Below are 19,914 nucleotides of genomic sequence, written 5' to 3'. Positions count from 1 at the left end.
ACCTGCATCTTCAGTGTTCATGGATGCCGGATCAAGTCCGGCATGACGGCTTGCGTCGGCCGACGATCAGAAGCTCATCTCGTCGTAGACGTGGCTGACGTCGCCGCCCCACTCGCCGTGGTAGCGATCGAGGAGCATTTCGGCCGGCGTCTTGCCGCGGGCGACGATCTCGCGGAGCGGGTCGAGGAAGCCGCTTTCATTCTCGCCGATCGAGTTGAGGCGGTTCCGCGCCTTCAAGCCTGCATCGGCGATGGCGAGGACGCGCTCTCCCAGATCGCGCAGGTTTTCGCCGGACGGGGTGCGGGCGGCGAGGCCGAGCTTCGGCACCTCGTCGCGCAGGCGCTGGCGTTCGTCCAGCGACCAGTGCTTCACTTCGTCCCATGCCGCGTCGAGCGCACTTTGGTCGTAGAGCAGGCCGACCCACAAAGCGGGCAGTGCGCAGATCTTGCTCCACGGCCCGCCGTCGGCACCGCGCATTTCGAGGAAGCTCTTGAGGCGCACTTCGGGAAAGGCGGTGGAGAGATGGTCGACCCAGTCCGACAGCCTCGGCTTCTCTCCGGGCAAAGCGGAGAGCTTGCCCTCCATGAAGTCGCGGAAGGAGAGGCCGGCGGCGTCGATATATTTGCCGTCGCGGTAGACGAAGTACATCGGCACATCGAGCGCGTAGTCGAGATAGCGTTCGTAGCCGAAGCCCTCCTCGAACACGAAGGGCAGCATGCCGGTGCGGTGCGGGTCAGTGTCGGACCAGATGTGACTGCGGAAGGAGAGGAAGCCGTTCGGCTTGCCTTCGGTGAAGGGCGAATTGGCGAAAAGCGCGGTGGCGAGCGGCTGCAGCGCCAGGCCGACGCGGAATTTCTGCGCCATGTCGGCTTCGGAGGAATAATCGAGGTTCACCTGGATGGTGCAGGTGCGCAGCATCATGTCGAGGCCGAGATTGCCCACGCGCGGCATGTGGCTGAGCATGATCGCATAGCGGCCCTTGGGCATCCGGGGTAGGTCGGCGCGCGCCTTGTCGGGCCACATGCCGAGGCCGAGGAAGCCGAGGCCGAGCCTGTCGCCGATCGCCTTGACCTGGCGCAGGTGGCGGCCGGCTTCGGCGCAGCTCTGGTGGAGATGTTCGAGCGGCGCGCCGGACAGCTCGAACTGCCCCGCCGGCTCAAGGCTGACGGCGCCGTCCGGGCCGGCGAGGGCGATGACCTTCCCGCCTTCCTCGACGGGGGTCCAGCCGAACTCGGTCAGCCCCATCAGCAAATCGCGAATGCCGCCGGGCTCGTCATAGGAGGGGGCCCGATGGTCGTCCTTCCGATAGACGAACTTCTCGTGCTCGGTGCCGATCCGCCACGCTTCCACGGGCTTCTCGCCCTTGACGAAGGGCGAGAGCAAATCCTCGCGGCGCTCGATCGGCGGGTCCGCCTTGGTCGTTTCGGTCCGGGTCGTCATCGAGCGCCCTGTAGCGGCGGGAAATGCCGCCCGCCAGCCGGTTTCGGATCGCTACCGGTCTCCGTGCCGGTCCCAATCCCCGGCCGCGGCCATCCACACCGACACTGCCGCCACCGCCGCCGTGTCTGCGCGCAGGATGCGCCGGCCGAGCGACACCGGCACCGCCTGCGGTACCGCACGGATCGACTCCCGCTCCTCCGGCGTGAAGCCGCCTTCGGGGCCGATGAGGATCGCCGCAGGGCCGGTCCCCGCCGCCTGGGCAAGCGGGGTCCCGCCATGCTCGTCGGCGAAGAGGAGGCTGCGGTCCGCGGGCCAATCGGCGAGCAACCGGTCCAGCTTTCGCGGCACGTCGAGGGAGGGAAGGGCGGTGCGCTCGCATTGCTCCGCCGCCTCGATCATGTGCGCGAGCAGCCGATCCGTGTTGATCCGGTCGACGATGGTGCGGTGAGTGAGTACGGGCACCAGCCGCGCCACGCCGAGCTCGCTGGCCTTTTCGGCGATCCAGTCGATCCGCCCGCGCTTGATCGGCGCGAAGACCAGCCACAGGTCCGGAACCGCCTCGCGCTCCCGCAGCTTTTGGCCGATGCGAAGCACGACCCGCTTTTTCCCCGCGTCGACGATGTCGGCGAGCCATTCGCCCGTTTTGTCGTCGAACAGCTTGACCCGGTCGCCCGGGCCGAGCCGCAGCACGGCGCCGAGATAGTTGCCGCTTTGGCCTTCGAGAGTGACCAGGCCGTCCGGCGCGAGCTCGTCCGCGACGTACAGGCGTGGAAGACTCGAAGGTGGCCAGGCGGGCGTGGCGGGCATGATTTCGGCGGCTCTCTCGCGAATGTGTCCGTTCGGGCTGAGCCTGTCGAAGGGCCGCCTCTGCTTCAACCCCAAAGGAGAAAAACAGGCCTTCGACAAGCTCAGGCCGAACGGTAGAGTGGCGGCAATGACCTTTGAACCCTCCGACATCGTCCCCGACAGCGAGCGGCGCGGCCTGATCGGCGCGCTGCCGGCCTCGCTGCGCCCATATGCGTCGCTGATGCGGCTCGACCGCCCGATCGGCGCGTGGCTGCTCTACTGGCCCGGCGCCTGGGCGGTGGCGCTGGCGGGGCTGGGACCGCGCGGCATGACGCTGCTCCTCTGGCTCGGTCTCGGGGCGTGGGCGATGCGGAGCGCGGGGTGCGTGTGGAACGATATCGTCGACCGCGACCTCGATCGACAGGTGGAACGCACGCGCCTGAGACCGCTGGCCAGCGGTCGCGTCACGCTTCGTGGCGCGTGGGCGCTGCTGGCCGCGCTGTGCCTGATCGGCCTCATCGTGCTCCTCCAGCTGCCGCCGCTGGCCGAGCTCGTCGCCCTTGCGAGTCTCGCCCCCGTCGCCGCTTATCCCTTCATGAAGCGGATCACGTGGTGGCCGCAGACCTGGCTCGGGCTGGTCTTCTCCTGGGCGGCGCTGGTCGGCTGGCCGGCAGTGCGCGGCGAGATCGGCGCGACTGTGCTGCTCCTCTACGCGGGGGCGATCGCGTGGGTGATCGGCTACGATACGATATACGCGCTGCAGGACCGGGAGGACGACGCGCTGGTCGGCGTCCGATCCTCCGCCCTCGCGCTCGGCAGCCGCGCCCGCGCCGGCATCGCGGGTTTCTATGCCGTCGCTCTGTGTTTCTGGGCAGCGGCCCTCTGGCGGGTGCGACCCGACGGACTGGTCCTCATCGCGCTTCTGCCGATGGCGCTCCACCTTGGCTCGCAGGTGCTGAGGCTCAAGGCGGACGATGCCGACGACGCCCTCGCCCGTTTCCGCTCGAATCGCTTCGCGGGGCTGCTGATGTTCCTCGCCTGCCTCGTCGTCGGCACCACGTCCTGAAGCTTTGCAATCCGGCAGTCGCGTCCCTAAGTCCGCCGCCATGCTGAGTGTTTCCGAAGCCGAGGCGCGCGCCGCCGCCCTCGTCGAACGCGCCGCGAAGGCCGGTGCCGACGCCGCCGACGCCCTTTATTATGGCGACGCGTCGACCAGCGTGCAGGTGCGGCTGGGGGAGCTGGAGGACGTCTCGCGCTCCGAAGGCGAGCAGATCGGCCTGCGCTTGTTCGTCGGACGACGGTCGGCCAGCGTCTCCTCCTCGGACCTGTCGGACGAGGCGCTGTCGGCGCTGGTCGAGCGCGCCGCCGCCATGGCGCGCGAGGCGCCGGAGGACCCTTATGCCGGCCTCGCCCCGGACGACCGCCTGCTGCGCGGCGGTGCCATCGACGTAGAGGGCGACGACGGCGCGGATCCCTCCCCCGCCTCGCTCAAGGCGCGCGCGCTCGCGACAGAGGAGGCCGCCCGCGCCGTCGCCGGCGTCACCAACAGTGAAGGCGGCGGGGCCTCGGCGGGGCGGACGATCCTCGCGCTTGGGACCAGCCACGGCTTCTGCCGCGGCTACACGACGAGCGGCTATGGCGGCTATGCGAGCGTCATCGCCGGCACCGGCGCGGGCATGCAGCGCGATTATTCGCAGCACCAGGTCCGCCACCTCGCCGACCTCGAGGCGGCGGAGATTACCGGCCGCCGCGCCGGCGAGCGCGCCGTCGCCCGGCTCGATCCGGTGCGGCTGACGAGCGGCGCCATGCCGGTGGTGTTCGACCCGCGGGTCGGCGGCGGCCTCGTCGGCCACCTGCTCGGCGCCATCGTCGGCTCTGCGGTCGCGCGGCGCACGACCTTCCTGCTCGACAAGGAAGGCGAGCTGGTCTTCCCCGAGGGCATCACCATCCGCGACGACCCGCACCGCCGGCGGGGCCTGCGCTCAAAGCCGTTCGACGGCGAGGGCCTGCCGACCGCTCCGCGCGAGCTCGTTGCCGCCGGACGCCTCACCGGCTGGCTGATGGACAGCGCGTCGGCGCGCCAGCTGGGGCGGGCGCCGACCGGGCACGCGGTGCGCGGGGTGGCGGGCCCGCCCGGCGCGGGCGCCACCAACGTGCACATGGAGCCGGGCGCCGTTTCCAAGGCGGAGCTGATCGCCGACATCGTCCGCGGCGTTTATGTGACCGAGCTGATCGGCCAGGGCGTGAACGGCGTCACCGGCGACTACAGCCGCGGCGCCAGCGGTTTCCTCATCGAAAATGGCGAGATCGGGCCACCGGTGGCGGAGATCACCATCGCCGGCAACCTCATCGACATGTACCGCAACCTAGCCGCCGCGGACGATCTCGAGTTCCGCCATTCGGTCAACGTCCCGACCCTGCGGATCGACGGAATGACGATCGCCGGCGCCTGAGCGCGGCGCGTTCGTCGCACCGCGCCGGAGCTTCGCAGCGGCGGCTTTTGGCGCGGCGGGAAAAAAGGCGTATCGTCCCGCCTTCCCGGAGGACCGATGCCATGAAAGCGCTGCTCCCTCTCCTTCTGCTCGGTGCCGCGCAGGCGCCCGAGGCCCCGCCGCCTCCGCCGCCCGCCTCCCCGCCGCCCGTCGTCGATCAGGGCTTCGCGGTCGGCATCGGCTCGGATTCGACCCAGCGCATGACGGTCGGGGTCAGCATCGGCGGCAAGGGCCCCTACCGCTTCATCGTCGATACGGGCGCTGAGCGGACTGTCATCGCGGCGGAGCTCGCCCGCGACCTTCGCCTCGGCGCCGCCGGCAGCGCGCGGGTGCACAGCATGACCGAGGTGAGCGATATCGCCACGGTGATGATCCCCAGCCTCAAGGTCGGCCAGCGCCGGGTCGATGCGATCCGTGCCCCCGCCTTGCTGCGGCAGAATCTCGGTGCGGAGGGGATGCTCGGCGTCGATTCGCTCCAGAAGCAGCGCGTCTCGTTCGATTTCGGGCGCCACGCGATGACGATCGTCAACGCCAGCACCCGCGAGGAACGCTGGGCGAGCGATGCGATCATCGTCACCGGCAAGAGCCGCTTCGGCCATCTCGTCCTCGTCGATGCGTCGCTCGACGGCGAGAAGATCTGGGTGATCGTCGACACCGGCGCCCAGATCACCGTCGGTAACCGCGCGCTGCGGGCGCGGCTGGAGAAGCGTCACCATCTGGGGCCGACCCAGCCCGTGGAGATGATGAGCGTCACCGGCGGGCGCATCATGGCGGACCAGGGCGTCGCCCATGTCATCCATCTCGGCGAGGCGGAGATTCACGACCTGCCGATCGCCTTTGCCGAAGTCCATCCGTTCAAGAAGCTCGGCCTCACCGATCGGCCGGCGATCCTGCTCGGCATGGACGCGCTCAAGCTGTTCGAGCGGGTCTCCGTCGATTTCGGCAACCGCCGGGTGCGGCTCCTGTCGCCCGGACGGTCCGAAGGCCTGCCGGAGACCAAGCTTGCCCATGTCGGGCGCGCTCAGCTCTCCTGAACGACCCGCGGCACTCGCAATCTCGGGATGTCGATCTTGGGGCAGCGGTCCATCACCACCTTGAGGCCGGCCGCCTCGGCGCGGCCGGCGGCCTCCTGGTTGATCACGCCGATCTGCATCCACACCGCCTTCGCACCCGCCGCGATCGCCTCGTCCACCGCCTCGCCGGCCGCCTGGGAGCGGCGGAAGATGTCGACGAGATCGATCGGCTCGCCGATCTGGCTGAGTTCGCGCCAGACATATTCGCCGTGGACATGCTCGCCGGTGATCTGCGGGTTCACCGGGATGACGCGATAGCCCCAATCCTGCAGGAATTTCATCACGGCGTAGCTCGGCCGGTCGGGGCGGTCGGACGCGCCGATCATCGCGATCGTGCGGGTGCCCGCGAGCAGATCGTGGATCTCGGCGTCGGTGGTGAGCGGCATGTCCTGTCTCCGGGCGGATCAACTCAGGCGGCGGCCATCCGCTCCATCAGCCGCGCGGCGATGTCGCGGAACAAGGCGGCTTCCTCGCCCTCTCCGGCGGCGGGCGGGTCGCCGGCGTCGGAGGCGGTGCGGATAGCGATGGTGAGGGGGATGCGCCCGAGGAAGGGAATGGAGAGGACCTTCGCCGCCGCTTCGGCGCCGCCGGTTCCGAACGGGTCCGACACCTCGCCGCAATGGGGGCAGGCATAGCCGGCCATGTTCTCGATCAGGCCGAGGATCGGCACGTTCATCTTGCGGAACAGGTCGATCGCCCGGGTCGCGTCGATGAGGGCGAGATCCTGCGGGGTCGAGACGATCACGGCGCCGGCCGGCTTCCACTTCTGGATCAGCGACAGCTGGATGTCGCCGGTCCCGGGCGGCAGGTCGACGACCAGCAATTCGGCATCGCCCCAATCGCCGTCGATAAGCTGGCCCAGCGCCGTCGCCGCCATCGGGCCCCGCCAGGCGAGCGCCGCGCCCGGCTCGACGAGCTGGCCGATCGACAGCATGCGCACGCCGTGCGCCTCTACGGGCACGATCTGCTTGTCCGCCATTTCGGGACGGTCGGAATTGCCCATGATGCGGGGCTGGGAGGGGCCGTAAATGTCGGCGTCGACCAGCCCGACCTTGCGGCCGGCGCGGGCGAGGGCGACGGCAAGGTTCGCCGCGACCGTCGATTTGCCGACGCCGCCCTTGCCGCTGCCGACGGCGATGATCGTGCGCTCGACCTTCTCGGACGACATTGCGATCCGCACCTCAGAGACCTCCGGAACCCGCGCCAGAGCGCTCCGAATGTCGGCCTCGAGGGTGGCGCGTTCGTGGGCGGAGAGGCCGGTCACGTCGAGGACGAGGCTGGCGGTGCCGGCGGCGAGGCGGGCGCTGGCGACGCGCCCGGCAGCGGCCGAGACGGCGGCGAGGGCGCTGTCGAGGAAGGCGGTGTCGTCGCTCATGGCGGGGACATAGGCGCGGCGGCGCGGCTTGCCACTGTTTTTCCCCCCTTGGCCCCCCTATAAAGGTTCCATGAGAGCCATTTTCGGGTGGGGCGCCCGCCTTTCCGCCATGCTGAACGAAAACAAGGGCGGCCCCTGGGGCCCGTCCGGCGGCGACGGAGGGGGCGACGGCGACGGCAAGGGGCCGCGCAGCCCCTGGGGCCAACCGCCGCGGCGCCGGCGGCCCGGCGGCAGCCCGCCCAATATCGCCTCGTTCGAGGATTTCCTGAAGAAGAGCCGCGACCGCTTCGGCGGCGGCCTGCCCGGGTCCGACGGGCGTCCTTACTGGCTCTACGGCCTCGGCGTCTTCCTGCTCCTCTGGCTGCTGTTCACCAGCTTCCACCAGGTCGGCGCCCAGGAAAAGGGCGTCGTCACCCTGTTCGGTGCCTATAGCCGCACCGTCAGCCCCGGCATCAACTTGACCCTCCCGGCGCCGATCGAGCAGATGCAGAAGGTCGACGTCTACCAGATCCGCAAGACCGAGATCGGTTCGACCGGGTCGCACGACGACAATCTCGTCCTTACCGGCGACCAGAATCTGCTCGACGTCGCTTACTCGGTGCGCTGGCAGGTGCGCGACCCGCAGCTCTACCTCTTCGCCCTCGCGGATGCCGACAACACGGTCCAGGAGGTGGCGAAGAGCGCGATGCGCGCGGTGATCGCTACCGTGCGTCTCGACGACGCGATGGGCGCCGGTCGCGGCGACGTCGCCAACCGGGTCGCGCTCGGAATGCAGCAGATCCTCGACCGCTACGGTGCCGGCATCCATATCGACAGCGTCATCATCAACCAGACCGATCCGCCGGCGGCCGTCAATGAAGCCTTCAAGCGGGTGACCTCGGCGCAGCAGGATGCCCAGTCCGACGTCAACAACGCCCGCGCCTACGCGCAGCAGATCATCGCGCGCGCCCAGGGCGACGCCGCAGCGTTCGACCAGATCTACGCCCAGTACAAGCTCGCCCCGGAGGTCACCCGCCGCCGCCTCTATTACGAGACGATGGAGAAGGTGCTGTCCAAGGTCGACAAGACGGTGATCGAGGCACCGGGCGTGACGCCCTATCTGCCGCTGCCCGAAGTCCACAAACGCGCCCAGCCGGCCCCGGCGACGGTGGAAGGAGCCGTGCGATGAGCCCGTCGCTGCGCAACCCGATCGCCATCGGCCTTGTGGCCATCCTCCTCCTCCTCCTCGCGGGCTCTACCTTCGCCAGCGTGCCCGAGACGGCGCAGGCGGTGATCACACGCTTCGGCAAGCCGGTGCGCACGGTGAACGCCTATCGCAATGGCGAGGAGTTCGGCCGCACCGGCGCCGGCCTGATCGCCCGCTGGCCTTTCATCGAGCACATCCAGTGGATCGACAAGCGCATCCTCAGCCTCGAAATGCCGCGCCAGCAGGTGCTGTCCAGCGACCAGTATCGCCTGCAGGTCGATGCATTTGCCCGCTATCGGATCGTCGATCCCCTGCGCATGTTCCGCTCGGCCCACAGCGAGGCGCAGCTGGGCGACCAGCTGAAGCCGATTCTCGGCTCCGCCATCCGCAACGAGCTTGGTAAGCGCCAGTTCGCGGTGCTGCTGAGCGCAGAGCGCGGCCAGATGATGGGCAACATCAAGGCGGCCCTCAATACGGCCGCGCAGCAATATGGCGCCGAGATCGTCGACGTGCGGATCAAGCGCGCCGACCTCCCCGAAGGCACGCCGCTCGCCTCCGCCTACCAGCGCATGGCCAGTGCCCGCGAGCAGGAGGCGACCTCCATCCGCGCCCAAGGTTACAAGCAGGCGCAGATCATCCGCGCGCAGGCGGACGCCGAGGCAGCGAAGACCTATGCCGAAGCCTTCGGCAAGGACCCGGATTTCTACGATTTCTACCGGGCCATGCAGTCCTACAAGACGACCTTCACCGGGGAGGGCCAGCCGCCGAACCAGGAACAGGGGCGCTCCACGGTCATTCTGTCTCCCGACAACGATTATTTGAGGGAATTCCGCGGGAGGAAATAATCGGCGGCGTGCGCACGGTCCGCCCTATTCAAATCTCGTTCAGCCGCACCAGATAGCTAGCAAGCAATGCGATTGAGCGTCAGGGGCCTGCCCGCCCCGGCGCGATACGACCTGAGGAGAGTAAGAACCGTGCGTTACGTTTATGGCCTTTCGGCCGCGCTCCTGCTTGGCGGCGCCGCCGCCACCCTCGCCGTCGGGCCATTAGGCGCGCAGACGGCACAGAATGATCCGTCCGCGATGATCTCCGCCGCGCCCCGTCCGGGCGCGCCGATGAGCTTCGCCGACCTCGCCGCCCGGCTCCAGCCGGCGGTGGTCAACATCTCGACCAAGCAGGTGCTGCGGGTAAACCGCCAGCAGCAGCTGCCACCGGGCCTCGAGGATTTCTTCCGCCAGTTCGGCGCCCCGGTCCCGGGGCAGGGCGGCGACGACGACGACAATAGCGGCAGCAGCGGTGGCGGCAGCGGCAGCGGCAGCGGCGGCAGCGGCGGCAGCGGGGGTCAGTCGGTTCAGCGCGGCGGCTCGCTCGGCTCGGGCTTCCTGATCTCGGCGGACGGCTACGTCGTCACCAACAACCACGTCATCTCGCCGGCCCGCACCGGCGCGACGGTCGAGGAGATCACCGTCATCCTCGCCGACCGCCGCGAATACCGGGCGACCATCGTCGGGCGCGACCAGGCGTCCGACCTCGCCTTGCTCAAGATCAACGGCCAGGGCCTGCCCTTCGTCCGCTTCGGCGATTCGACCCGCACCCGCGTCGGCGACTGGGTGCTGGCGATCGGGAATCCGTTCGGCCTCGGCGGCACGGTGACGGCGGGCATCGTGTCGGCGTTGCACCGCAACCTGCAATCGGGCGTCTACGATCGCTACATCCAGACCGACGCGTCCATCAACATGGGCAATTCCGGCGGGCCCATGTTCGATCTGAACGGCAACGTCATCGGCATCAACACCGCGCTCTACTCGCCGACCGGCGGCAATATCGGCATCGGTTTCGCCATCCCGGCGGAGCAGGCGCGCCCGGTGATCGAGCAGCTCCAGAAGGGCGGCAAGGTCTCGCGGGGGTATATCGGGGTTGGCTTACAGGCTCTCGACGAGGATATCGCCGAGTCGCTCGGCATCCCGAAGAACCAGGGCGAGCTGATCCGCTCGGTCTCGCCGGGCGGGCCGGCAGCGCGCGCGGGCATCCAGCAGGGCGACGTGGTGGTGGCGGTCAACGGGCAGCCGGTCACGCCGGACCAGTCGCTCGCCTACCTCGTCTCGCAGCAGCCGGTCGGCGCGCGGGTGCCGGTGACGGTCGTCCGCGAGGGCCAGCGCCGCACCGTGACCGTGACCGTTGCCCAGCGGCCCACCGAAGAGGAGCTCGCCCGGCAGGGCGGCACCGGCGAGGAGGCCAACCCGATGGCCTCGCCCGGCGAGCAGCAGCAGTCGACGAGCCAGCGCTCGGCGCGGGAGAGCCTCGGCCTCACCGTCCAGACGCTGACGCCGGAGATCGCCCGGTCGCTCCGGCTGAGCGACGCGAACCTCAAGGGCGTCGTCGTCTCCGCCGTCAATCCGAGCAGCGATGCCGCGTCGAAGGTGCAGGTCGGCGACGTGATCCTCTCGATCAACCAGCGCGCGACGGCGACTCCGGAACAGGCGGCGGCTGCCGTCGCGGCCGCCCGCGCGGCGGGACGCAAGTCCGTCCTGCTCCTGGTCCGGCACGGCAACAACGCGCCTACCTATTACGGCGTCGAGCTAAGTACGAGCGCCCGCTGAGCGCGCCGACCGCCGATCTCGGCTTGGCGATTACATCAAACCGCCATCGGTCTTTGATAAGACCGATGGCGGACATCGGGATGCATTCTAAGCGAGACAGACGCAGTCGAACCGGGGATCTCCGGTGTTGCCGGCTTGGATGCACCCGCGCGGGCAGTAACCTATCGCAGTTTTCCCTCTGTCCGCGAACGCGTGGGAGGTCGACAAAGGAAGGGGAGCCACCACTGCCGCCACGAGAGATAACGTAATCAATTTCATGATAATCTCCTTTCATAGTCCACGGCACTTCTGCCATGCAAATAGGTATCGGCCGTACGGCACCTCGTCAATCTTACCGTTCATTCCGACGAAAATGGTGATTATCAGTCGAGCTGTAAGTAATTAGTCGATGCGCCGCGAAGGTCCGCGCATGAGGCGCGGGCGCCCGGCGCGCAACTTGGTCCCGCTCCTCCCCCGCTGCGGCAATATTTCGGCTTGTTTCGGGGTCGAGCTGAGCACCCCCGCCGGCCGACCCGGCACTTGCCGCCCCTGTTCGGAAACGGATACAGGAGCGGCACAGCGGCGGCCAAGGGAGAGTGCGTGTGACCGAGGGATCCCTTGCCGACCGTTCCGAGCTGACCGTCCGCGCCATCCTTCTCGGCGGCCTCATCACCCTCGTCTTCACCGCCGCCAACGTCTATCTCGGCCTCAAGGTCGGGTTGACCTTCGCCACCTCCATCCCCGCCGCCGTGATTTCGATGGCGGTGCTGCGCTGGTTCTCCGGCGCTTCGATCCTCGAAAATAACATCGTCCAGACCGTTGCGTCCGCCGCCGGAACGTTGGCGGCGATCTGCTTCGTGCTGCCGGGCTTGGTGATGATCGGCTGGTGGCAGGGCTTCCCCTATTGGACGACAGCGCTCGTCACCGGCCTCGGCGGCGTCCTCGGCGTGCTGTTCTCGGTGCCGCTGCGGCGCGCGCTCGTGACCGATTCGCCGCTGCCCTATCCGGAGGGCGTCGCCGCCGCCGAGGTGCTGCGGGTCGGCGAGTCGACCCGTGAGGGCCGCGACGAAAGCAGCCGCGGGATGGCCGCCATCCTCACGGGCTCCTTCGTGTCGGCCGGCTGGGCGCTGCTGACGGCGCTGAAGCTCACCGCCGCGGACGCCAACGGCTTCTTCAGCGTCGGCCGCGGCGTGAGCGGGATCAATCCGGGCTTCCAGTTCGCGCTGCTCGGCATCGGGCATCTCGTCGGCCTCTCGGTCGGCATCGCCATGGCCTTCGGCATCTTTATCGCCTGGGGCGTCGCGGTGCCGTACCTGAGCGCGACCATGCCGCACGCCGCCGGCATGAGCCTCGAGGACATTGCCGGCGACGTCTGGGTCCATCAGGTTCGCTTCCTCGGCGCCGGGGTGATCGGCGTCGCGGCGATCTGGACCCTGGTCATCGTCATCGGCCCGATCCTCAAGGGCCTCGCCGCCGCGATGGCCGCGTCGCGGGCGCGCAATGCCTCCGGTGCCGGAGCGCTTCCGATCGAAGAGCGCGACATCCCGATCGGGCTCGTCGGACTCGGGGTTCTGGCCGCCCTGGTGCCGATCGGCTTCCTCCTCGCCTACGAGCTTGGCGGCGCGGCGGGCGGGCATGCGCCTTTGGTCATCGCTGGCAGCCTCGTCTTCGTGCTGGTGGCGGGCGCGTTCATCGCCGCCGTTTGCGGCTACATGGCGGGGCTGATCGGCGCGTCGAACAGCCCCGTGTCCGGGATCGGCATCCTCTCCGCGCTCGGCGCGTCGCTGCTGCTCGTCGCGGTGCTCGGCAGCGGCGGCAATTCGAAGCCGCTCGTCGCCTATGCGCTGATCGTGACGGCGGTGGTGTTCGGCGTCGCCACGATCTCCAACGACAACCTCCAGGATCTGAAGACCGGCCAGCTGGTCGGCGCGACGCCGTGGCGGCAGCAGGTCGCCTTGCTGTTCGGTGTCGTCTTCGGCGCGGCGGTGATCCCGCCGGTGCTGAACCTCCTCAACGCCGGCTACGGCTTCGCAGGTGTGGCGGGTGCTGGCAAGGAAGCGCTGGCGGCGCCGCAGGCCGCGTTGATCTCGACGCTGGCGGAAGGTGTTCTCGGCGGGAAGATGGACTGGACGATGGTCGGCTACGGCGCCTTGCTCGGCGTCGCCCTCATCCTCCTCGACTTCCTCATGGGGCGGCTCCGCCTCCTCCGCCTGCCGCCGCTCGCCGTCGGCATCGCCATCTACTTGCCCATGTCGGCGACCTTGATGGTGGTGGTCGGCGCCGTCGCCGGCTGGCTATACGACCGCGCCGCCGGCCGCGCCCGCGACGGCGAGACGTGGAAGCGGATGGGTGTCCTGGTCGCGACCGGCCTCATCGTCGGCGAGAGCCTGTTCGGGGTGCTGCTGGCCGGCATCGTCACCGCGACGAAGAATCCGGAGCCGCTCGCGATCGTCGGTGCCGGTTTCCGGCCGTACGCTCTTTGGGGCGGCGCCTTGCTCTTCGCCCTGCTCGCGGCGTGGAACTACCGCCGCAGCGCCCAGCTTTCGCGCTAAGGGCGATTATTCCGCGGCGTCCTCGGACGCACCGTCGAGCACCACCGGCTCCCGCGTCACCGTCACCCGGGTCGTCGTGTCGGTCATCCCGTAGAGCTTTTTGGCGAAGCCCCAGGGCAGGCGGATGCAGCCGTGGGAGGCGGGGTAACCGGGCAGCTGGCCGGCGTGGAGCGCGATGCCGTAGGTGGTCAGGCGCTGCATGTAGGGCATCGGCGCGTTCGAATAGATGTTGGAGCGGTGATGCACCTGCTTCTGGAGGATCCGGAAGGTGCCGACGGGGGTCGGATGGCCCTTGCGCCCGGTGGAGACCGGCGCCGCCGCCAGCAGCACGCCCTTGCGGAACACGAAGGCGCGCTGCTGCGGGATGCTGACGACGATCTTGAGGGCGCCCTCAGGCGGTTCCGGCTCCGGCACCGGCGCGGCGCGCACCGGCCCGGGGACGAGCGTGTAGGTGAGCTCGTCCCGGTCATCGAGCTGCGCGTAGGGGAGCTGCGGCGCCTGCTCCTCGGCGAGCGCCACCGGCGGCCGGGCGGTGCCCAGCGCCAGCGCCGCGGGCGCCAGGACGAGGAAGCGAGACGCCGCGCCGATCATCTTACCGGACCTTCGCCTCGAACCAGCGGCTGATGTCGGGGAGGCGCGTCTCGCGCACGCGGATGCGGTCGCGGATGGCGGCGATCGCCTGGTCCGCCGGCCGCCGCGACTGGGGGGTGAGGTAGCGGGTCGCATACTCCTCGATCCGCCCCACCATCGCCGGGTCCGTCGAGCGGGCGCCCAGCTGCGGGATGAACCGCGAGCGCGACGAGATGTCGACCAGCCCCTCGACCTGCTCGCGGTGGCGGATCGCGAAATCGAAGGCGAGATCCGGATGCTGCGCCGCGACGCCCGAGATGATGCCGGAGCTGTTGGTCGCGCCCGGCTCCGGCGTCAGCGCGAGTTCGAGGGCGCGGCGGGCCAGTCCCTCGTCGCGGGCCGAGGCCAGCTGGCGGTAGAGCTGGGTCCGGATCAGCGGGTTCCTTTCGGCCTGCGCTTCGGCGTGGAGGCGGTCCCAGGCGGCGGCGTCGGCATTCTGGGCGACGATGCTGGCGATGGCGGTGCGCAGCGGGCCTCCCGTCGCCAGCGGGCTCCGCGCGGCGGTGAGGCGGTTCGCCTCCGCCACCACGCCCGGCTCCCGCACATTGCCCAGGGTGGCGACGAGGTTGGCGCGGAGCAGGGTGACCGTGGCCGGCTCGCCCGGCTTGGCCGCCCAGCCGATGCGGGCGAGGACCGGGGCCAGCCGCGCGGTGGCGTAGCGGGTGACCAGCGCCTGGTGGCGCGGATCGCCCTCATACATGCCGTGGATCACGGCGAGGATGCCGGCGACGGCCTGGACCAGCCGCGGGTTGGCGTCGGCCGGTGCCGCATCGGCGAGGTCGAGCGCTTCGGCGGCCGACTGGTAGCCGGCGAGGCCGAGGCCCCAATTGTCGGAGAGGAGGCCGAGCTGGTCGACCGTCGGCAGCCGCGCATAATCGCGCTTGAGACTCGCCAGCAGGGGAGCGGTGTAGAGCGTGCGGTAGTAACCGGTCTGGCCGCTGTTCACGACCAGGGTCCCGCACCCGGCCGCGGTGACGACGCCCGTGCCGCCCGAGACCAAGGTCCGGCCCTGCACCCCGCCGAGCGTGGCGGCGATGACCGGCACCCGCCATCTGAGCGACGTCTTGTTCGGCCGGTCGCGGGTGAATTCCTCCTGGCGCAGGTCCGCGACGGTGCGGCCGCCGGTGCAGCGGACGTTGCTCACCCGGATCAGCGGCACGCCGGGCTGCAGTGTGAAATCATGGGCGATGGCGGTGACCGGCTTGCCCGGCGCTGCCCGCTCCACCGCCGACCACAGATCGTCGGTCTGGGTGTTCGAATATTTGTGAATGCGCACATAATCCTGGACGCCGCGGCGCCAGGCGTCGGCGCCGACATAATCCTCCAGCATCGTGATCACCGCCTCGCCCTTTTGATAGGTGATGGCGTCGAAGGCCTGGCTGATTTGATCCACGGTGGTGAGGTGCTGGACGACCGGGTGGGTGGTCGCGACCGAATCGAGGCCGATCGCGGCCTCCCGCCCGCCGACGCGGCCGAGCTCGGGCTGCCATTCGGGGTGCAGCGCCTGGGTCGACTTCGTCGCCATCCACGAGGCGAAGCCTTCGTTCAGCCACAGATCGTCCCACCAGGCCATGGTGACGAGGTCGCCGAACCATTGGTGCGCCATTTCATGCGCGGCCGTTTCGAAAATGTCTTGGCGCGAGGCTTCGGTGGAGATTGCGGGGTCGATCAGCAGGCGGTTCTCGAAGCTGAAGATCGCGCCCCAATTCTCCATCGCGCCGAAGAACTGGCTGCTGCCCGGCCCGGCGATGTTGTCGAGCTTGGGGAGCGGGAAGGGGGTGCCGAAATAATCGTTGTACCAGGGGAGGATGCGCGCCGCGCTGGTCAGCGCCCAGCGGCCCTGCGCGCCGATGCCCCGCCGCGCGACGACGCCGATCTCGGTGCCGGCGGCGCGGGTCGTGATGCGGTCGAACTCACCGACGCCGAGGAAGACGAGATAGGAGGACATGGCCGGCGTCTTGCGGAAGGTGACGGTCTTGAGCCCGCCCGCTTTCCTGGCGGTCGTGGCCGCGGGCATGTTGCCGAGCACGTCGTCGCCCGCCGGCACGGTGACGCTCAGCGTGTAGGGCGTGCGGAAACGCGGTTCGTCCCAGCTCGGGAAGAAGCGCCGCGCGTCGGGCGCCTCGAACTGGGTGAACAAAGCGCGCTTGCGGCCGGCCTTGCTGTCGTAATCAAGGGCGAAGAAGCCGGCGGCCTGGGTGTAGATCTTGCCGGTATAATCGAGCGTCAGCCGGTAGCGGCCCGGCGCGATGCGGTCGGCGAAGGCGATGGTGGCGGTCTGCGCGTCGGCGTTGATGGCGATGTTGCGCGCCTGCCTCGGCGCGCCGGCGGCGCCGGCGAGGGTCACACGGCCGAAGGCTAGGTCGGCGGCGTTGAGAATGATCGTGTCGGTCGCCTGCAGCACCTCGATGTCGATGGCGGCGGTGCCGGAAAAGCGCAGGTTCGCCGCATCGGGGACGATGTCGAGCCGGTATTCGAGCGGCCGGACGTTTTGGGGCAGCTGGGTCGGGATGTCGCGCTGGGCGAGCGGCGGCAGCGGCGCGGCCGTGGCGGCTGTGCCGGCCGGCGCGGCGAGGGTGGCGAGGGCGAGGACGGCAAGGGAAGCGGCGGTGCGAAGGCGCATGAAAGACTCCGTGGGGATCGGTTAACGACCTGCCCCCGGCGCATTAACCTTGTCAAATCAGTAACCGAAGAGCGGCGTCCCCTTGTGGGCCTCCATGACGTGGCGCCGGAGGTCCTGCGGCGTCCAGAGGTGCTCGACCCCGGCCTCGGCCTGCTTGATCAGCGCGACGATCGCCTCGTTGACCGGCGCGCGCCGCCGTACCCGGGTCGCCAGCTTCACCACCTCGCCGTTGAGGAAGTCGATCTCGGTACGCCGTCCCGCCCGCAGGTCGTCGTACATGGAGGAACGAGCCTTGGCGTCGATCTTCTGGATCTTGAGGAAGTGCCTGAAGACGAAATCCGGCGCCGCGATGACGTGGGGGAGGAGCTTGGGCGGGACCGGCCCGATCTTCGCCGGCTCGATCTTCGCCAGCGCCAAGATATCGAGCGCCTCGACGATCGAGGCGGCAAGGACACGGCGGTAATCCCGCTCCTTCAGCTCTTCGAGCAAGGTGCGCCCGGAGAGCGCATTCACCGCATTGTTGAGGTTGATGAGGAGCTTGCCCCAGGCGATTCCCGCCATGTTCGCCTCGATGCGCAGCCGCCCCGGCCCCTCGCCGACCTGCTCGGAGAGATCGTGGGTGCGCGGCGCATCGCCGGCGACGAGGTCGCCTGCCGTGCCTTTATGCCAGCGCCCGTGGCCGAGATAGGCGACGTTGTACGGCACCATCCCGTCGACGACTTCGAAATTCCTGCCGAGCATGCCGCGCAGCAGCTCGCCGTTCGAGACGCCGTTCTGGAAGCTGACGACCAGCGCCCCCTTGCGGCCGTGCTTCGCAATCTCCTTCGCGGCCTCGGCCGTGGAGGTCGATTTGACGCACAGCGCGATGATGTCGGCCTTGGCGAGCGCCGCGGGCTTGGTCGAGAAATCGACCTGCTCGGGCGCCAGCCGCACCAGCCATCCCGTCGAGTCGGTGAGCGTCATGCCGTTTTCGGCGACCGCCTCCCGCACGCTCTCCCGCCCGACGAACCGCACCGGCAAGCCCGCCGCCGCCCAGCTGCCGCCGACGAAGCAGCCGATCGAGCCGGCGCCGTGGATGGCGACCTTCGGCCCCTCCACGCGCCTATCCGCGCCCGCGATAGGAGGCGACGCCCTGGTCGGGCACCCACAGGCCCTCGGGCGGCGCGCCGGTCTGCCAGAAGACGTCGATCGGGATGCCGCCGCGCGGATACCAATAGCCGCCGATACGCAGCCACTGTGGCTCCATCTCCTCGGCGAGCCGCTGGCCGATGCCGACCGTCACGTCCTCGTGGAAGCCGCAATGGTTGCGGAAGGAGCCCAGGAACAGCTTCAGCGACTTGGATTCGACGATCGTCTCACCGGGCGCATAGTCGATGACGAGGTGCGCGAAATCGGGCTGCCCGGTGACCGGGCAGAGCGAGGTGAATTCCGGCGCCGCGAAGCGAACGAGGTAGAGCGCCCCAAGTCGCGGGTTCGGCACATAATCGAGCGTCGCTTCCTCCGGCGAGGCGGGAAGCGGCGTGCTGCGGCCGAGATGGGTCACGTCCATGGCTGCGCGCTCTACGCGGTGGCGGGCTCGAGGTGAAGGCGCTTTGACTTGGGCGGCTCCGGCGGATTAGCGTCCGCGTCCCACTCCCAGCGGGACCTGCCGATGCCCTTCAAAGCCGCCGCCTTCCTGATTACCGCCAGCCTCGCCGCCGCCGCCTTCGCCCAGCCGCCGGCCCCACGCCCGGCGGAGCCTCCGAAGGCCGCCGAGCCGGACCGCCCCATCCCGCCGCCGATCGTCTCGATCACCCGCCATGTCGGCACCTTCGCCGGCGTGCGCGTGCCCTATGTCGCGACCGCGTCGGAGACTTACCTGCGGAGCGAGGACGGCACGCCCAAGGCGGCGATCTTCTCCGTCTCCTACGTGAAGGAGCCGCGCGATCCGTCGCGGCCGGTGGTGTTCCTGTACAATGGCGGGCCGGGCTCCGGCTCGGTGTGGCTGCAGATGGGGGCGTTCGGGCCGAAGCGGGTCGCCATCCCTTCTGACGCGCGCGACGACGGCGCGCCGCCTTACCCGATCCTCGACAATCCCGATTCCCTGCTCGACGTCGCCGACATCGTCTTCATCGATCCGGTCGGCACCGGCTTCAGCCATCCCTTGGGCAAGACCGAGGGTAAGGAATATTGGGGCGTCACCGCCGACGCCAAGTCGGTGTCGCAGTTCATCCGGCTGTGGCTGAACGACAATGGCCGCTGGAATTCCCCCAAGTTCATCGGCGGCGAAAGCTACGGCACCACCCGCTCGGCGGCGCTCGTGAACCAGCTGGAGGGGGCGTATAACGACGTGTCGCTGAACGGCATCATCCTGATGTCCACCATCCTGGACTTCAGCGCCGACATCTTCGCGCAGGGCAATGAGATGCCCTACATCATGTACTTACCGACGATGGCGGCAACGGCATGGTATCATCACAAGGTCGCCAACCCGCCCGCCACGGTCGAGGAGTTCGTCGCGGAGGCGAAGGATTTCGCCACAGGCGAATATGCCGTCGCCCTTTTGAAAGGGCAGCGGCTGCAGGGCGAGGAGCGGGCGCGGGTGCGCGCCAAGCTCGCCCGCTACACGGGCCTTTCTGAGGCGTATCTGGAGCGCGCCGACCTGCGGGTCACCGACAACCGCTTCTACAAGGAGCTGCTGAGGGACCGCGGCCAGACCGTCGGCCGTCTCGATTCCCGCTATCTGGGCAAGGATTACGACCAGGCCGGCGACCGGCCCGACAACGACCCGAGCTTCTACGGCATCGACGGCGGCTATACGGCGGCGATCAACGCCTATCTGCGCGACGATCTCGGCTTCCGCTCAGACCGTTCCTATCAGACCATCGCCGGCCTCGGCTCCTGGGACTGGGAGCTGAAGGACCAGGGCGGCGACGCCACCTACTACAAGAACGTCGCACCCTATATCGGCAAGGCGATGCGCGAGAATGCCGGCCTCAAGGTCTTCGTCGGCGCCGGCTATTACGATTTCGCCACGCCTTTGCTCGGAGCGGAATATTCGCTGAGCCGCACCGGCTTCCCCACCGACCGCATCCAGTTCCATTATTACCATGCCGGTCACATGATGTACGTCCGCGACGAGGACCGCGCCAAGCTGGCGCGGGACGTCAGGGCGTTCATCCGTAGCCGCTGAGGCCGG

The 19,914-nt window shown here is 69.1% G+C and carries 16 protein-coding genes; 8 read left to right on the top strand and 8 right to left on the bottom strand.

The features are described 5' to 3' along the window. Window positions 1-66 precede the first annotated feature (66 nt). A complete protein-coding gene (locus tag VGC56_RS03440; RefSeq protein WP_464123305.1) occupies window positions 67-1,440 on the bottom strand; it encodes a glutamate--cysteine ligase in 1,374 nt (457 codons plus the stop codon). 51 nt (window positions 1,441-1,491) lie between these two features. Further along, a complete protein-coding gene (locus VGC56_RS03435) occupies window positions 1,492-2,247 on the bottom strand; it encodes a 16S rRNA (uracil(1498)-N(3))-methyltransferase (protein ID WP_464123304.1) in 756 nt (251 codons plus the stop codon). 127 nt (window positions 2,248-2,374) lie between these two features. Here VGC56_RS03435 and ubiA point away from each other — a divergent pair, with 127 nt between their 5' ends. The 3 genes from ubiA to VGC56_RS03420 all read left to right on the top strand — a co-directional run bounded on the left by ubiA (window position 2,375) and on the right by VGC56_RS03420 (window position 5,752). Further along, window positions 2,375-3,292 (top strand): 4-hydroxybenzoate octaprenyltransferase, encoded by a 918-nt coding sequence (gene ubiA / locus VGC56_RS03430; protein ID WP_464123303.1) that lies wholly within the window; start codon window positions 2,375-2,377, stop codon window positions 3,290-3,292. 40 nt (window positions 3,293-3,332) lie between these two features. Beyond that, window positions 3,333-4,679 carry a TldD/PmbA family protein gene (locus VGC56_RS03425; RefSeq protein ID WP_464123302.1) on the top strand — a complete coding sequence of 449 codons (1,347 nt, stop codon included), beginning with the start codon at window positions 3,333-3,335 and terminating at the stop codon, window positions 4,677-4,679. Window positions 4,680-4,780: 101 nt separating this feature from the next. Beyond that, window positions 4,781-5,752: a retroviral-like aspartic protease family protein gene (locus tag VGC56_RS03420; protein WP_464123301.1), complete on the top strand. Its 972-nt coding sequence runs from the start codon at window positions 4,781-4,783 to the stop codon at window positions 5,750-5,752. On the opposite strand, the gene VGC56_RS03415 is transcribed toward VGC56_RS03420, so the two are convergent. Both VGC56_RS03415 and VGC56_RS03410 read right to left on the bottom strand, forming a co-directional pair. Next, complete coding sequence (locus tag VGC56_RS03415) at window positions 5,740-6,177, bottom strand: CoA-binding protein (protein ID WP_464123300.1); 438 nt, start codon at window positions 6,175-6,177, stop codon at window positions 5,740-5,742. The two genes, VGC56_RS03420 and VGC56_RS03415, sit on opposite strands and share 13 nt — an antisense overlap. Window positions 6,178-6,200: 23 nt before the next feature. Next, entirely contained in the window at window positions 6,201-7,166 is a 966-nt protein-coding gene (locus tag VGC56_RS03410; RefSeq protein WP_464123298.1) for an Mrp/NBP35 family ATP-binding protein, read from the bottom strand. A gap of 70 nt (window positions 7,167-7,236) precedes the next feature. Between VGC56_RS03410 and hflK the strand changes: the two genes are divergently transcribed. The 4 genes from hflK to VGC56_RS03390 all read left to right on the top strand — a co-directional run bounded on the left by hflK (window position 7,237) and on the right by VGC56_RS03390 (window position 13,483). Continuing rightward, complete coding sequence (gene hflK / locus VGC56_RS03405; protein ID WP_464123297.1) at window positions 7,237-8,334, top strand: protease modulator HflK; 1,098 nt, start codon at window positions 7,237-7,239, stop codon at window positions 8,332-8,334. Continuing rightward, window positions 8,331-9,197, top strand: a complete 867-nt coding sequence (gene hflC / locus VGC56_RS03400; protein ID WP_464123296.1) for a protease modulator HflC — start codon at window positions 8,331-8,333, stop codon at window positions 9,195-9,197. The genes hflK and hflC overlap by 4 nt, the downstream gene beginning before the upstream one ends. 129 nt (window positions 9,198-9,326) lie before the next feature. Continuing rightward, window positions 9,327-10,952, top strand: a complete 1,626-nt coding sequence (locus VGC56_RS03395) for a Do family serine endopeptidase (protein WP_464123295.1) — start codon at window positions 9,327-9,329, stop codon at window positions 10,950-10,952. Between the two features lie 575 nt (window positions 10,953-11,527). After that, window positions 11,528-13,483, top strand: coding sequence for an OPT family oligopeptide transporter (locus VGC56_RS03390; RefSeq protein WP_464123294.1), 1,956 nt, complete (start codon window positions 11,528-11,530; stop codon window positions 13,481-13,483). A gap of 6 nt (window positions 13,484-13,489) precedes the next feature. On the opposite strand, the gene VGC56_RS03385 is transcribed toward VGC56_RS03390, so the two are convergent. The 4 genes from VGC56_RS03385 to queF are packed head-to-tail and all read right to left on the bottom strand — an operon-like array spanning window position 13,490 to window position 18,285. Next, window positions 13,490-14,074 (bottom strand): L,D-transpeptidase family protein, encoded by a 585-nt coding sequence (locus tag VGC56_RS03385; RefSeq protein WP_464123293.1) that lies wholly within the window; start codon window positions 14,072-14,074, stop codon window positions 13,490-13,492. A 1-nt stretch (window position 14,075) separates the two neighbouring features. Then, the gene (locus VGC56_RS03380) at window positions 14,076-16,736 is read right to left on the bottom strand and encodes a M1 family metallopeptidase (protein ID WP_464123292.1); all 2,661 of its coding nucleotides are present in this window, start codon (window positions 16,734-16,736) and stop codon (window positions 14,076-14,078) included. 57 nt (window positions 16,737-16,793) lie between these two features. Beyond that, window positions 16,794-17,834 carry a 2-dehydropantoate 2-reductase gene (locus VGC56_RS03375; RefSeq protein WP_464123291.1) on the bottom strand — a complete coding sequence of 347 codons (1,041 nt, stop codon included), beginning with the start codon at window positions 17,832-17,834 and terminating at the stop codon, window positions 16,794-16,796. Between the two features lie 4 nt (window positions 17,835-17,838). Further along, a complete protein-coding gene (queF, locus tag VGC56_RS03370; protein ID WP_464123290.1) occupies window positions 17,839-18,285 on the bottom strand; it encodes a preQ(1) synthase in 447 nt (148 codons plus the stop codon). A gap of 102 nt (window positions 18,286-18,387) precedes the next feature. Between queF and VGC56_RS03365 the strand changes: the two genes are divergently transcribed. After that, on the top strand, window positions 18,388-19,908 hold the full coding sequence (locus VGC56_RS03365; protein ID WP_464123289.1) for a S10 family peptidase: 1,521 nt from the start codon (window positions 18,388-18,390) through the stop codon (window positions 19,906-19,908). The last annotated feature ends 6 nt before the right edge of the window (window positions 19,909-19,914 follow it).

It is taken from the genome of Allosphingosinicella sp. (genome assembly GCF_036403745.1).
Lineage (GTDB): Bacteria > Pseudomonadota > Alphaproteobacteria > Sphingomonadales > Sphingomonadaceae > Allosphingosinicella.
Note: the sequence above shows the minus strand (reverse complement) of the source record. Positions and strands in the feature narration are given on the sequence as shown.

Excerpts from the sequence above, each read along its gene's own strand:
- VGC56_RS03440 (WP_464123305.1), bottom strand. The coding sequence starts at position 1,440 with ATGACGACCCGGACCGAAACGACCAAGGCGGACCCGCCGATCGAGCGC.
- VGC56_RS03435 (WP_464123304.1), bottom strand. The coding sequence starts at position 2,247 with ATGCCCGCCACGCCCGCCTGGCCACCTTCGAGTCTTCCACGCCTGTAC.
- ubiA (WP_464123303.1), top strand. The coding sequence starts at position 2,375 with ATGACCTTTGAACCCTCCGACATCGTCCCCGACAGCGAGCGGCGCGGC.
- VGC56_RS03425 (WP_464123302.1), top strand. The coding sequence starts at position 3,333 with ATGCTGAGTGTTTCCGAAGCCGAGGCGCGCGCCGCCGCCCTCGTCGAA.
- VGC56_RS03420 (WP_464123301.1), top strand. The coding sequence starts at position 4,781 with ATGAAAGCGCTGCTCCCTCTCCTTCTGCTCGGTGCCGCGCAGGCGCCC.
- VGC56_RS03415 (WP_464123300.1), bottom strand. The coding sequence starts at position 6,177 with ATGCCGCTCACCACCGACGCCGAGATCCACGATCTGCTCGCGGGCACC.
- VGC56_RS03410 (WP_464123298.1), bottom strand. The coding sequence starts at position 7,166 with ATGAGCGACGACACCGCCTTCCTCGACAGCGCCCTCGCCGCCGTCTCG.
- hflK (WP_464123297.1), top strand. The coding sequence starts at position 7,237 with ATGAGAGCCATTTTCGGGTGGGGCGCCCGCCTTTCCGCCATGCTGAAC.
- hflC (WP_464123296.1), top strand. The coding sequence starts at position 8,331 with ATGAGCCCGTCGCTGCGCAACCCGATCGCCATCGGCCTTGTGGCCATC.
- VGC56_RS03385 (WP_464123293.1), bottom strand. The coding sequence starts at position 14,074 with ATGATCGGCGCGGCGTCTCGCTTCCTCGTCCTGGCGCCCGCGGCGCTG.
- VGC56_RS03380 (WP_464123292.1), bottom strand. The coding sequence starts at position 16,736 with ATGCGCCTTCGCACCGCCGCTTCCCTTGCCGTCCTCGCCCTCGCCACC.
- queF (WP_464123290.1), bottom strand. The coding sequence starts at position 18,285 with ATGGACGTGACCCATCTCGGCCGCAGCACGCCGCTTCCCGCCTCGCCG.
- VGC56_RS03365 (WP_464123289.1), top strand. The coding sequence starts at position 18,388 with ATGCCCTTCAAAGCCGCCGCCTTCCTGATTACCGCCAGCCTCGCCGCC.